Raw genomic sequence first — 13,542 nt, forward strand, 5'->3', positions numbered from 1 at the left:
ACGCGGTGGCGCGCGATGATCTGAATGTCGGCGATGACGACCAGCAGGGCGAGGACGGCCGGCAGCCACCACTCTTGGGTTGTGGCGGAATAGGATTGGCTGGGAAACAGCAGCAGCGGAATGACTTGCAGGATCAATACCAAGATAATCGTCGAGCGGTTGGTCAGTGCTGGTGTAATCACGGTCACTCTCCTTGTCGGCAAGGCGTGGGGTGCGCAGATGAGATCGTCACTGGCGGGCCATTATAGGTTGCTTGCGCCTGGCTGTCAAGCTGTTTGACATTTGATTTAACGTCACCTATAATGCGCCCTACCTTTCGGTGACCCCACCGCGTCATCGTCGTAGGCTTGTGTTGTTGGGGCAAAGCGACGATTTCGAGTCTTCACAACATGCTCACACCACTTCATCGTGTCAATCTGTGACGGAAGGAGGTGATCGTGCCTCGGATCGAGTTGAGAGTGCTCAACGAAGAGCGGACTTCCTGCGTTTGCTAATTCAGTTTCCCGATGTGGCTCTGCTGTTGCGCTGGGCAGAGCCGGCCAGTTATCCTATTTTGGAGGAGAAGAATCATGCGTACGTTCAAGGTCGTTAGTTTGCTCATGGTCATTGCCCTCGTTCTGTCAGCCTGCGGCGGCGCCGCGGCTCCGAGCGGCACTACAGCCGCCCCACAGGGCGACCTCAAGATCGCCATCCTGGCTCCGCTTTCCGGTTCTGTCGCCACGTTCGGTCTGTCCACCAAAGAGGGCGCGCTGATGGCGATTGACGAATGGAATGCCAAGGGCGGCCTGCTGGGCCGTAAGATCGTCACTGTTGTGGAGGACAGTCAGTGCAAGGCTGACCCTGCCGTCAACGCCGCCAACAAGGTGATTGATCAGGACGGCGTCCATTACATCATCGGCGAGGTGTGCTCTAGCGCATCCATCCCGGTTTCCAGGATCGCCACGGTCAAGAAGGTCCTTCAAATCAGCCCGACCTCGACCAATGACGCGTTGACGGTCGGCGCGGATGGCAAGGCGGTACCTTACATCTTCCGCGCCTGCTACAACGACAGCTTCCAGGGTCAGGTTGTCGCCAATTTCGCGCTCAAGACCCTCAACTTCAAGAGCGCCTTTGTGCTGTCCGATCAGACGAACTCTTACACCATCGGCCTGGCGGATTCGTTTGCCAAGACCTTCACCGCGGGCGGCGGCACGATTGTCGGCAAAGAGAACTACCTCGGCACAGACACCGACTTCTCCGCCATCCTGTCCAAAGTCTCGGCCGCCAAACCAGACATGATTTTCCTGGGTGACTACTACCCTACTGTCAACCTGTTCTACAAGCAGGCCAAGGAGAAGGGCATCACCGCGCCGTTCATGGGCGGCGATGGTTGGGATTCTTCGGACCTGGATCGCGTAGCGGCCGATGGCGGTTACTATTCCAACCACTATGATCCGGGCGACACCCGTGCGGAAGTGCAAAACTTCATCAAGGCCTACGGCGCCAAGTACAAGGATGACAAGGGCAACCCCAAGGTCCCGGATGCGTTGGCGGTGCTGGCCTACGATGCGGCGAACATGCTGCTGAACTCCATCAACAACGCAGGCGCCGATGACACCGACAAGGTGCAAGAAGCGATGCTGAAGCTCAGCTACAGCGGCGTGTCCGGCAAGATCACGATTGATCCGAATACGCACAACCCGATCAAGGCTGCTGTGGTGGAGCAGGTTAAGGACGGTAAGATCGTTTACGTGTCCACGATCAACCCCTGAGTTCCGCCCCGCGCTAACGGTTGGGGTGGCAGATCACTGTCACCGCAAATCGCTTTCTTCAAAGAGCGTAGAGAGCAGCCCATGTTGCTCTCTACGCTAAGTTCTTTGACCCAGGTGGAGGTACGCGCTGATGCAGCAAACGAACGCCTCTCCGTCTCTCCCGTCCGCCGCAACGCACAGGCGACCCGGCGCGCGTATGATTTGGATCGGTCAGGGTTTCCTGCTCGTGTTGGCCCTGGTCGTGCTGATCGTTCTCGTCCGTAACGCCATCGCCGATCCGGCCCTGTTCGTGCAAATTGTTCTGGGCGGCTTGCAGCTTGGCTTTGTCTATGCACTCATTGCGTTGGGCTATACGATGGTGTACGGCATCGTGCGCCTGATCAACTTTGCGCACGGTGACGTCTTCATGGTAGGCGCCTTCGTCAGCTTCTACGCCGTGGCTCGCTTTCAGTTGCACCTGTGGCCGGCCGCGGTTTTCCCGAGTATGCCGACGGGGTTGGCGGTCGTCATCGGCTCCGTCACGGTGATGCTGCTTTCGATGGCGGTGTGTACGGTCCTGGCGGTTGTGATCGAGCGCGTGGCCTACAAGCCGCTGCGTGACGCGCCGCGCATCGCCGCGCTGATCACGGCGATTGGCGTTTCGTTCTTTCTGGAGTATTTCGGACAGCTGAATTTCGTGTTTTCAGCGCAAAGAAAGATTTATCAACGCCCCTTCGACGTCGTTACCTGGTACATCAGCAATGGCATTCATCCAGTTGAGCCTGGTCAGTCCCTACCGGCGGGCAGCATTACCTTCTCGAATATCTTTCTGATCATCGTGGCCGCCTCGCTCTTGATGCAGATCATGCTGCAGTTCATCGTGCGCCGCACAAAAATGGGCAAGGCGATGCGCGCCACCTCCTTTGACAAGCCAACGGCCCGGCTGATGGGCATCAACGTGGATCTGGTGATCTCGTTTACCTTTGCCCTGGGCGCGGCGTTGGCGGGCCTCGGCGGGGTGCTCTATGCCGTCGCCTATCCCTCCATCTCATCCTTGCTGGGCATTCTACCCGGCCTCAAAGCGTTCGTTGCGGCCGTGCTCGGCGGTATTGGCAGCATCCCGGGTGCGGTGGTCGGCGCGCTGATCATGGGGCAAGCCGAGTCTTTGACCGCCGGCTATATCTCGACGCCGATGCGCGATGCGGTCGCGTTCACGATCTTGATTCTCGTTCTCCTGATACGCCCCACCGGCATATTTGGCGAAGCGGAAAAAGAGAAGGCATAGGAGGCGGTCGTGCAATTAAACCTGGGCTTCCTCGTTCTTTCGATCATTAAGATAACCGCCATCCTGGTTTATGTGTACCTTCTCATGGCCGTTCTGGGCCATTCCTCCAAATGGGTCAAGGTGGCTGGCGTGGTGGCCGCGTTCGCTGTCGTTCAATTCGCCCTCTCGTTCCAGTCCGGCAATGTGCGCATCCTCAACGACTTCGACCGGGGCTTACTGTTCCAGGCCGCGGCCATGACGATGTGTGCGCTTGGGTTGAACCTGATCTATGGCTTCAACGGCCAGTTCAGCCTGGGGCAATGGGGATTTTACGGCATCGGCGCGTACGTGGCGGCTGACGTGGCCTACCGCTGGAAGGTTGGAGATGGACGCGGGCTGCTGGTGCTGTTGCTTGGCGTCATCTTCTTTGGCATCGTGATCTGGGGCATCGGCCGACTGCTCACGCGCCTCAAGGGGATGCCTGTCTTGTCCCAGTTCACGCTCTACCTGATCGGCGCCTTCCTCGCTGGCCTCCTCGCGGTTGTCATCGCGAATGCCATCAACCCGCTCATCGCGCCGTTGTTCGGAACCGCGGCGCTGCCTGGGCCGCTGCGCAGCGAAGCGGCGATGCAGGTCGTTTTTCCCATCGCCATTGTCCTGGGCGGCGCCATGGCGGCGGAGACTGCGTTTCTGTTTGGCCTGCCGGTTCTCATGCTCGGATCAGACTATTTTGGCATCGCCACCCTGGGATTTTCAATCGTCATCAATGCCCTCATGCTGAACTCAGACACCATCCTACCCTTCCCGGAGATGCGAGGTGGGCAGGGGATGCTGGACATCCCGCAGATGGGGGTCACCGCCTGGTTCTGGGGCTTCGTCTTCATGCTGCTGGTCATCATCTTCATGCGGAACCTTCTTCATTCGAGCGGGGGACGCGCCATCCTCTCGGTGCGCGAGGATGAGACCGCGGCCAAGGCCATGGGCATTGACATCGCCAGCCAGAAGCTGTTCGCGTTCGTTGTGGGCAGCCTGTTTGCGGGCATTGGCGGTGGCTTGTATGTGCTCACCACGGGCACCGGCTTCCTCAGCCCGGGCGGCTTTGATTTTCTGACCGGCTTCAATCCACTGATCATCGTCGTGTTCGGCGGCCTGGGCAGCATGACGGGCACCATCACGGCCTCATTTGGCTGGATCTTCTTCCTCGAAGGTTTGCTGCGCGTGCTCCTCGGTCAGTTGGGCACCGAGGCCCCCACCTGGCGTTTTGTGCTGTACCCCATTGCGCTCCTTTTGCTGATGCTCATTCGTCCCCAGGGCTTACTCGGCGGCAAGGAGTGGGGCTTCCTGCGTCCAGTCCTCGTGAGGCCCCGCAGCCATGAACAGACTCAATCCGCGCCCTCTACGGCCGGGCAGTAGGCGGGGAGGAACGAATGACGGACATCACCACGTCTGCGCCAGCGCCGATTCTGGATATTCGCGAATTGACCAAGACCTTTGGCGGCCTGCGCGCGGTCAGCTCTGTTTCCTTCAGCGTGCAGCCGCACGAGCTGGCTGGCCTGATCGGCCCCAACGGCGCGGGCAAGACAACGATCTTTAACATGATCACCGGCCTGTATGTGCCGACCGCCGGCGACGTGATCTTCCAAGGTGAGAGTGTCGTGGGCATGGAGCCTTTCGAGATCACGCAGACCGGGATTGGGCGCACGTTCCAGAATATCCGGCTCTTCCCCAACCTGACGGTTTTGGACAACGTGCGCATCGCCTATCATCCCCATGCCGGGTACAGCCTGTTCGACTCGATCGTGCGCAATCGCCATTTCGAGGTCAAAGAACGCGAACTCACGGAGCAGGCGCAGGACTTCCTGGCGATCTTCAAGCTGGAGAAGGTGCAGAATGAGTTGGCGAAGAATCTGCCCTACGGCGAGCAGCGGCGCGTGGAGATTGCGCGCGCCCTGGCATGTAACCCGCGCCTGCTCTTGTTGGATGAACCGGCGGCCGGCATGAACCCCAACGAGATCGGACAGCTCATGGATCTGATTCATTTCATCCGCGACCGCTTCGAGTTGACGATCCTGTTGATCGAACATCAGATGCGCCTGGTGATGGGGATTTGTGATCGCATCACCGTCGTGGATTTCGGCCAGGTGATCGCGCGCGGCACGGCCCAGGAAATCCAGGATGATCCCAAAGTGATTGAAGCCTATCTGGGGAAGGGAGTGATCGCTCATGCTCCTTGATGTGCGCGATCTCGATGTGTACTACGGCGCCATCCATGCCTTGCAGGGTATTTCGTTTCATATGGAGCCGGGTGAAATCGTCACCCTGATCGGCGCGAACGGCGCGGGAAAATCAACCACCCTGCGCACGATCTCTGGCTTGATCCGCCCGCGCCGCGGTACGGTCACGTTCAAGAGCCAGGAGATCTCCCGCACGGCGGCCGAGCGCATCGTGCGCCTGGGAATCAACCACGTTCCGGAGGGGCGCAAGATCTTTGCTCCCCTGACCGTGCTGGAAAACCTGGAAATGGGCGCGTACACCCGCGACGACCCGGCCGAGATTCGGCAAAGCATGGAGCGCGTCTTTCAGACCTTCCCGCGTCTCAAGGAACGCCTCACGCAGTTGGGCGGCACCCTTTCCGGCGGCGAGCAGCAGATGCTGGCGATTGGCCGGGCCATGATGGCGAAACCGAGCCTGCTGCTGCTGGATGAGCCTTCCATGGGCCTGGCGCCCGTGGTGGTCGAGAAGATTGCCGAGATCATTCAAGAGATCAACGCCACGGGCACCAGCATTTTGCTGGTTGAACAGAATGCCCACATGGCCCTGACGATCGCCCATCGCGGTTACGTGATGGAAACGGGTCGTATTGTGCTCGAAGGCAGCGCCGATAAGCTGCTGCATGACCCACAGGTGAGACAGGCATACCTGGGCGGCTAGAGATGACCCAGTGTTGCCTTTGCTCAACACAGGTGCGGGTTGACCCGACCTGTGTCGTTTGCCCACATTTCTTGCAGGAGGAGTAGAATGCGTTTCTCAAAAACAGTCAGTTTGTTAGTCGTTAGCGTGTTGTTGGCGACTCTGTTGGCCGCCTGCGGCGGCGCTGCCGCACCCACGGCTGCGCCGACCGCCGCGCCCGAAGCGACGAAGGCGCCTGAAGCGACGAAGGCGCCTGAAGCGACGAAGGCGCCCGAAGCAACAAAGGCGCCCGAAGCGACCGCGGTCCCCGTGGCGATGATGAAGGTGTCAGCCCCGGACTGTGCGTACGGCGGTGAGTTCAAGAGCATCGAGGCCGTGGATGCCAACACCGTGAAGTTCACCCTGTGCGGGCCTGACGTGGCGTTTCCGTCGAAGGTGGCTTTCAGTGCCTTTGCCATCCATTCTTCGGACTACCTGGCGAAGACCGCCGGCACCGGCGAGCTGCTCGACAAACCGGTCGGCACCGGCCCCTACATGCTGGACAAGTGGCAGAAGGGTGACAGCATCATCCTGAAGGCCAACCCGGACTACTGGGGCGCGAAGGCGCAGACCCCGCAGTTGATCTTCCGCTGGCAAAAGGAAGCTGCGGCTCGCTTACTGGAGCTGCAGGCCGGGACGACCGATGGCATTGACAATCCTGGGCCGGACGATTTTGCCAAGATCGAAGCGGACAGCGCGCAGAAACTGTATCCACGCGAGGCGCTGAATGTTTTCTACATCGGGTTCAGCAACCTGGTGAAGCCGTTCGACAACGAGATGGTGCGCCAGGCCGTGGCGATGGGTATTGACCGCCAGCGCATCGTGGACACCTTCTACCCCAAGGGGTCGGTGGTGGCGAGCCACTTCACGCCTTGCGCGATTCCCGGCGGCTGTGAGGGTGAAGAGTGGTACAAGTTCGATGTGGCCGCAGCCAAGAAGCTGCTGTCCGACGCCGGCTTCCCCAATGGGTTCGAGACTGAACTATCGTTCCGCGATGTCGTGCGCGGCTATCTGCCGCAGCCCGCGCTCGTGGCGCAGGACATCCAGGCGCAGTTGAAGGCGAACCTGGGCATTACGGTCAAGATCAACGTGATGGAGTCGGGCGCGTTCCTTGACAAGGCGAAGACAGGGGCCTTTGGCATGCACCTGTTGGGTTGGGGCGCGGACTACCCGGATCAGACGAACTTCCTCGATTATCACTTCGGCAAGGGCGCCAGCAAGCAGTTCGGTGATGGTTTCACCGATATCCACGACGCGCTGAGCCGCGCGGCGTCGCTGGCGGACCCGGCCGAGCGTAACAAGATCTACGCCGACGCCAACGGCCTGATCAAGAAGCATGTGCCGATGATCCCGGTTGCGCACGGTGGTTCGGCGACCGCCTTCCGCGCAGACGTGACAGGCGCTCATTCCAGCCCGCTGAGCAACGAGATTTTCTCGGTGATGAAGGCCGGGAGCCGGGACAAGCTGGTGTGGATGCAGAATGCCGAGCCGCTGAGCCTGTACTGCGCCGATGAAGAAGACGGCGAGTCGCTGCGCGCGTGCGAGCAGATCAACGAATCGCTGTTGGCGTACAAGATCGGCGGCACCGCCGTAGAGCCATCATTGGCCGAGAAGTACGAGGTCAATGCGGACTTGACCGAGTGGACCTTCCATCTACGCCAGGGCGTCAAGTTCCATGACGGCAGCGCCTTGGACGCCAATGACGTGGTGACGAGCTATGCCGTGCAGTGGGACGCAGCCAACCCCTTGCACAAGGGTCGCACCGGCACCTTCAGCTATTTCAACGCGCTGTTCGGCGCCTTCCTTAACGCGCCGAAGTAAGCGAGTGGGGTATGCCCGGATGCGCCGTTGGGCGGCGTCCGGCCTGAATTGAATTGTTCTAGTCAGCTTGACCAGGCGTCCCCCTGCGGCGCCTGGTCAAGCATGGTGAATGCGCAGTATGGAGATAGAGAATGAATTCACGCAAAATCGTCAGTCTGTCCCTGGCTGTCATTGTCCTGGCAACCATGCTGGCCGCTTGCAGCGGAAGCGCTACCAGGGCGGCGCCAACCAGCGCGCCGGAGACGAAGCCATTTGTCGTGGCGAGCGATGCTTCCTTCCCTCCCATGGAGTACGTGGATGAGACGAAGGCCATCGTTGGCTTTGACATTGACATGATGAATGCCGTGGCCGCGGCCATGGGCTTCAAGGTGGAGTACAAGAACACCGCCTGGGACGGCATCTTTGCCGGCCTGGAAGGGGCTGCGTATGACGCCGTTCTGTCGGCGGTTACGGTTACGGACGAGCGCAAGCAGAAGTACGACTTCTCGGAACCGTATGTCAACGCCGGCCAGATCGTGGTGGTGCGCACCGACGAAACTGCCATCACCGGCGATAAGACGTTGGCGGGCAAGCTGGTGGGCGCGCAAATCGGCACCACCGGCGCTTTTGCCGTGCAGAAGATCGAGGGCGCCAAGCTCAAGGAATATGACACGATTGACCTGGCCATGCTCGATCTGCTCAACAAGAACGTGGACGCCGTCGTCGTGGACACTCCCGTGGCGGCTAACTACGTCCTGGCGTCGGAAAACTTCAAGGGCAAACTCAAGCTCGTGGGCACTCCCTTCACGGAGGAGTATTACGGCGTGCTCGTACGCAAGGGCGATCCGACCGGTTTTCTGCCCAAGTTCAACGAGGGCCTGAAGAAGATCAAGGCCGACGGCACCTATGACAAAATCTACGCGAAGTGGATTGGCGTCAGCCCGGCGAAATAGGGTTTCGAGGTAGGACGCAGATGCACGCAGAGTAACGCAGATCAGGCAGGATAGAGCCATCACGCAGGGCTGTGCGGTGAGAGCTCCTTTAGGAAGAAGATCTGCTGCCTCATAAAACAGCTCAATCTGCGTGCGCAGTCTGCGTTCATCTGCGTCCTGCCCTCATGGAACGTTTACCTCTCGTCGTGACGACCGTGACTCGCGGCGGTCTTGACGACTTGCTCGTTTGCGGCGGCGCCGGACTGGCGGACCCGCCCCATGAAAAAAGGTTAGCCGATGTTTCGTTATATTGCCCAACGTCTGGTGGCTTCGATCCCGGTTCTGATCGGCATTCTTTTTGTCACTTTCACCCTGGCGCGTGTGCTGCCGGGCGATCCGTGCCGGGCCGCGTTGGGCGAGCGGGCAACCGATGAACTGTGCAATGCCTACATCAAGCGCTTCGGCCTTGACCGGCCGATCATCACGCAGTTTGGCATCTACATGAACGACATGGTGCACGGTGATTTTGGCCGCTCCTTCCGTTACGGCCGCCCGGTGATGGATTTGCTGATCGAGCGCCTGCCGGTGACGCTCGAATTGACCCTGGCCGCGCTGACTCTCTCGTCTGTCTTGGGCGTCTTGGCCGGCATCCTTTCCGCGATCCGGCGCAATTCACCGATTGATGTGGGCACCATGCTCTTGGCCAACGTGGGCGTTTCGATGCCGGTTTTCTGGCTGGGCTTGATGCTGGCCTATGTCTTTGCCTTGCTGCTCAAAGACACCCCCTTCTGGCTGGCCCCATCCGGGCGCAACTCGCCGGGCATGACCATTCCGTCCCTGGTTGAAGCCTGGCATGTAACGTCCACGCAAGGCGTGGGCTATTCGATTTTGCAATTCTTATCCAATCTGCATCTTTTCAATGCCCTGGTCACCGGCAACTGGGCTTTCTTCTGGGACACGGTCAAGCATCTCATCTTGCCGGCTGCGGCGTTATCCACGATTCCCATGTCCATCATTGCGCGCATGACCCGTTCCAGCCTGCTGGAAGTCCTGGGCCAGGATTATATTCGCACGGCGCGCGCCAAAGGGCTGCGCGAGGCGGTGGTCGTCTCTCGCCATGCCATGCGCAATGCGCTGCTGCCGGTGGTCACGGTAGTTGGACTTTCCCTGGGCAGCCTGCTCGGCGGCGCGGTGTTGACGGAGACGATTTTCAATTTTGCTGGCATGGGACGCCTGCTCTTCGACGCGATCCAGGCCCGCGACTACACCATTGTCCAATCGGTGACGCTGGTGGTGGCTGTGGTCTTTGTGTTGGTCAATCTCATCGTAGACCTGAGCTACGCGTTCCTCGATCCCCGTATCCGCCTGAGTTAGACGAGAATGGCATGAGCATACCTACCGTTACCCAACAAACGCTGGCCCGTCCGCCGCGCAGCCCCTGGCAGGACGCGCTCTATACTCTACTACGCACCAAGTCAGCTATCCTGGGTATGGTGATTCTAGGCATTCTCACCCTCACCGCCATCTTTGCCCCGCTGATTGCGCCCTACGAACCTGACCAGGTGCTGATCGGCATCGAAAATATCAAGATGCGCTCTGGGCCGTGTATTCACCTCCTCGGCTGCCCGGCGGACAGGCCGCAGCACATCCTGGGCGTGGATGGCAATGTGCGCGATTTGTTTAGCCGCTTGATTTATGGCTCTCGCGTCTCGTTGTTGATCGGCCTGAGCACCGTCGGCTTTGCGATCATCATCGGCACCCTGCTCGGCGCGATCGCAGGCTATGCCAGCGGCTGGGCTGATAATGTCATCATGCGCCTGATGGATGTGCTCCTGGCGTTCCCGGCGCTGCTTCTCGCCATTGCCATCGTCACCGTGTTGGGCGAGGGATTGACCAACGCGCTGCTGGCGATTGGCATTGTTTCCATTCCCACCTATGCGCGCGTCAGCCGGGCGAGTGTGCTGGCGGTCAAGGAGCTTGATTTTGTCAGCGCCGCGCGCGCGGTCGGCGCGCCGCCTTCGCGCATCCTGTTTCGCAGCATCCTGCCCCACGTGCTGACGCCGCTGATCGTGCAGGGCACGCTGGGCATTGCCACGGCCATTTTGGACGCCGCGGCGCTCTCGTTCCTCGGCCTGGGCGCGCAACCGCCGATGGCAGAATGGGGTTCGATGTTGGGCGCGGAACGCAACCAGGTCTTCACGTCGCCGCACCTGGTTTTCTTCCCTGGCCTGGCCATCATGCTGACCGTGCTCGGCTTCAATCTCTTGGGCGACGGCTTGCGCGATGCCCTGGATCCTCGTCTGCATAAAATGTAAGGTAACAAGGAGCTATAATAATTCATGTTGCAAGAACGCCTGGGTGATGTCACCCTCAAAGGCAAGCCACTGACCGTTTTGGGCGTGGCCCTGGTTCCCGGCGATATGGCCGCGGAAGTGATACTCAACGACAAAGGCTTCGACGGCCGCAAGCCGCTGCTGGCCTCCACCGCGGGGAAAATTCGCCTCATCAACGTCGTGCCCTCGCTAGGCACCGGCATCTGTGATGCGCAGACGCGCCGCTTCAACCAGGAGGCGGCGAACTTCGGCGAGAAGGTTGTGGTCGTCACAGTCAGCGTGGATCTGCCGTTTGCGCAAAGGGAGTGGTGCGCGGCCAAGGGCGTGGATCGGGTGCTGATGTTTTCCGATCACTACGACATGGCCTTTGGCGACGCCTATGGCACGCACATCAAGGAACTGCGCTTCGAGCAGCGCGCGGTCATTATCGTGGATGCGCAGGACGTGGTGCGTTACGTGGAATATGTGCCCGATATCGGGCAGCATCCTGATTACGAAGCGGCCCTGGCCGCGGTGAAGGAACTGCTGTAGCGCCTATGGCGCAGGTTTAACGCAAGGACGCCAGGAGGTGTTCATGAGTGCAATTGCTCCGACGCCAGGCCCTGGCCCGCGCCTGGTTGATACGCGCGGCCGCCTGGCTGGTATTGACCGCTGGTGGCTGCTGGTGCTGGCTGTCCTGGCGATCATCGTTTTCATGATTGTCGCCATGGCCAAGCCCTACGCGGAAATCTGGAACTTCGTCAAGGATGGCATCTCCGTCACGCTGCGCATCTCCGTCACATCCTTCTTCACGATTCTGATTGTCGGTATGTTGGGCGGCCTGGGGCGCATTTCGGGCAACCGCATCGTGCGCGGCGCCTCCTCGCTGTACGTGGAGGTCGTGCGCGGCATTCCGCTGCTCGTGTGGCTGCTCTACATCTGGTTTGCTCTGCCGCAGGTTCTGCAGGCCGTCGGCGGCGCGTTGACGCCCCTGGCGCCGGGGGTCGGCGCGTGGTTGACAGGGCTGCGGATTGATCCCTTCGTCGCGGCCGTGATTGGCTTCACGGTCTGCTACGGCGCGTACATGACCGAGATTTTCCGCGCGGGCATCGAGTCCATCTCCAAAGGCCAAATGGAAGCGGCGCGTTCCTTGGGCATGGGCTATGCCCAGGCCATGCGCTACATCGTCCTGCCGCAGGCCATCCGCGTCATTCTGCCGCCTGTGGGCAACGAGTTTGTCACCTTGCTCAAGGACTCTTCGTTGGTGTCGGTGCTGGCGGTGTCTGACCTGACCCGCCGCGGGCGCGAGTACGTGTCGCGCTCATTCCTCAGCTTCGAGACCTTTACCATGATCGCGCTGATCTATCTGCTGATGACCCTGATCTTCACGCGGCTGGCGCGCTGGCTCGAACAGCGCCTGACCATCGGGCACTAATGCGCCTTGAACGAAGGAGTTGAACCAACATGAACGACATCATCATTGACGTGCGCCATGCTCACAAATACTTCGGCCGGGTGCACGCCCTGAACGATGTGAGCCTGACGGTGAAGCCGCGCGAGGTGGTCATCATCATCGGGCCAAGCGGGTCAGGCAAATCCACGCTGCTGCGCAGCATCAACCACCTGGAGACGCTCACGTCGGGTGAAATTTACATTGACAAGATGCTGGTGACCGATCCGAAGGTGAACATCAACGCAGTGCGGGCTGAGGTCGGCATGGTTTTTCAGCAGTTCAACCTGTTTCCGCACATGACCGCGCTCGAAAACATCAGCCTGGCGCAGCGTGTGGTGCGCAAGCGTTCGGCCGACGAGGCCGCCAGCGTCGCCCGTGATCTACTGCAAAAGGTGGGCATTCCAGAGAAGGCCAACAGCTACCCCGGCCAGCTCTCCGGCGGACAGCAGCAGCGCGTGGCGATTGCACGTGCGCTGGCAATGAATCCCAAGATCATGCTGTTCGATGAGCCGACCTCCGCGCTCGACCCGGAGATGATCACCGAAGTCTTGGACGTGATGCAAGACCTGGCGCGCGAGGGCATGACCATGCTCGTCGTATCGCACGAGATGGGGTTTGCCCGCGCCGCGGCCACGCGCATCCTGTTCATGGACGCCGGTCAACTGCTGGAAGACACCACGCCCGAACTGCTCTACAGCAATCCACAGCACGAGCGCACCAAGCAGTTCTTGAGCAAGATCCTGCATTAGGCCCTCCCCTTGCGAAGGCTGGCTGCACCGGAGCGCATTGGACGGGGCCGACATCGCCCGCTGCGCCAGTGGATTCGTACGCGGTGAGCCTTCGCAAGGTTGGCATCTCGGGATCCCCTTGCGAAGGCTGACTGCACCGGAGCGCATTGGACGGGCCGACCTCGTCCTCTGCGCCAGTGGATCCGTATGCGGCGAGCCTTCGCAAGGTTGGCATCTCGGGATCCCCTTGCGAAGGCTGACTGCACCGGAGCGCATTGGACGGGCCGACATCGCCCGCTGCGCCAGGGGATTCGTGTGCGGCGAGCCTTCGCAAGGTTGGCATCTCGGGATCCCCTTGCGAAGGCTGACTGCAC

Annotated in this window: 13 protein-coding genes; 12 read left to right on the top strand and 1 reads right to left on the bottom strand. The window is 60.4% G+C overall.

All coding sequences use genetic code 11. From position 1 onward, the window contains the following. Positions 1-182: hypothetical protein (locus ACPQ6D_RS23175; RefSeq protein WP_423226728.1), on the bottom strand; the 182-nt coding region annotated here is incomplete at its 3' end. A 387-nt stretch (positions 183-569) separates the two neighbouring features. Here ACPQ6D_RS23175 and ACPQ6D_RS23180 point away from each other — a divergent pair. The 12 genes from ACPQ6D_RS23180 (at position 570) to ACPQ6D_RS23235 (ending at position 13,189) form a co-directional block, all read left to right on the top strand. Then, positions 570-1,751, top strand: coding sequence for an ABC transporter substrate-binding protein (locus ACPQ6D_RS23180; protein ID WP_423226729.1), 1,182 nt, complete (start codon positions 570-572; stop codon positions 1,749-1,751). 130 nt (positions 1,752-1,881) lie between these two features. Continuing rightward, positions 1,882-3,015 (top strand): branched-chain amino acid ABC transporter permease, encoded by a 1,134-nt coding sequence (locus tag ACPQ6D_RS23185; protein ID WP_423226730.1) that lies wholly within the window; start codon positions 1,882-1,884, stop codon positions 3,013-3,015. A gap of 9 nt (positions 3,016-3,024) precedes the next feature. Next, complete coding sequence (locus tag ACPQ6D_RS23190) at positions 3,025-4,407, top strand: branched-chain amino acid ABC transporter permease (RefSeq protein ID WP_423226731.1); 1,383 nt, start codon at positions 3,025-3,027, stop codon at positions 4,405-4,407. 14 nt (positions 4,408-4,421) lie between these two features. Continuing rightward, on the top strand, positions 4,422-5,228 hold the full coding sequence (locus tag ACPQ6D_RS23195; RefSeq protein ID WP_423226732.1) for an ABC transporter ATP-binding protein: 807 nt from the start codon (positions 4,422-4,424) through the stop codon (positions 5,226-5,228). Further along, on the top strand, positions 5,218-5,925 hold the full coding sequence (locus ACPQ6D_RS23200; protein ID WP_423226733.1) for an ABC transporter ATP-binding protein: 708 nt from the start codon (positions 5,218-5,220) through the stop codon (positions 5,923-5,925). The genes ACPQ6D_RS23195 and ACPQ6D_RS23200 overlap by 11 nt, the downstream gene beginning before the upstream one ends. 87 nt (positions 5,926-6,012) lie before the next feature. Further along, positions 6,013-7,764, top strand: coding sequence for an ABC transporter substrate-binding protein (locus tag ACPQ6D_RS23205; protein ID WP_423226734.1), 1,752 nt, complete (start codon positions 6,013-6,015; stop codon positions 7,762-7,764). Between the two features lie 131 nt (positions 7,765-7,895). Then, positions 7,896-8,696: a basic amino acid ABC transporter substrate-binding protein gene (locus ACPQ6D_RS23210; RefSeq protein WP_423226735.1), complete on the top strand. Its 801-nt coding sequence runs from the start codon at positions 7,896-7,898 to the stop codon at positions 8,694-8,696. 276 nt (positions 8,697-8,972) lie between these two features. Next, positions 8,973-10,049, top strand: a complete 1,077-nt coding sequence (locus ACPQ6D_RS23215; protein ID WP_423226736.1) for an ABC transporter permease — start codon at positions 8,973-8,975, stop codon at positions 10,047-10,049. An 11-nt stretch (positions 10,050-10,060) separates the two neighbouring features. Further along, positions 10,061-10,990, top strand: coding sequence for an ABC transporter permease (locus tag ACPQ6D_RS23220; RefSeq protein ID WP_423226737.1), 930 nt, complete (start codon positions 10,061-10,063; stop codon positions 10,988-10,990). Positions 10,991-11,014: 24 nt separating this feature from the next. Further along, positions 11,015-11,539, top strand: coding sequence for a thiol peroxidase (gene tpx, locus ACPQ6D_RS23225; protein ID WP_423226738.1), 525 nt, complete (start codon positions 11,015-11,017; stop codon positions 11,537-11,539). Positions 11,540-11,582: 43 nt separating this feature from the next. Then, positions 11,583-12,422, top strand: a complete 840-nt coding sequence (locus ACPQ6D_RS23230; RefSeq protein ID WP_423226739.1) for an amino acid ABC transporter permease — start codon at positions 11,583-11,585, stop codon at positions 12,420-12,422. A 29-nt stretch (positions 12,423-12,451) separates the two neighbouring features. Further along, a complete protein-coding gene (locus ACPQ6D_RS23235; protein WP_423226740.1) occupies positions 12,452-13,189 on the top strand; it encodes an amino acid ABC transporter ATP-binding protein in 738 nt (245 codons plus the stop codon). The last annotated feature ends 353 nt before the right edge of the window (positions 13,190-13,542 follow it).

Source organism: Candidatus Amarolinea aalborgensis (assembly GCF_900491745.1).
In the GTDB taxonomy this organism is placed as follows: domain Bacteria; phylum Chloroflexota; class Anaerolineae; order SSC4; family Amarolineaceae; genus Amarolinea; species Amarolinea aalborgensis.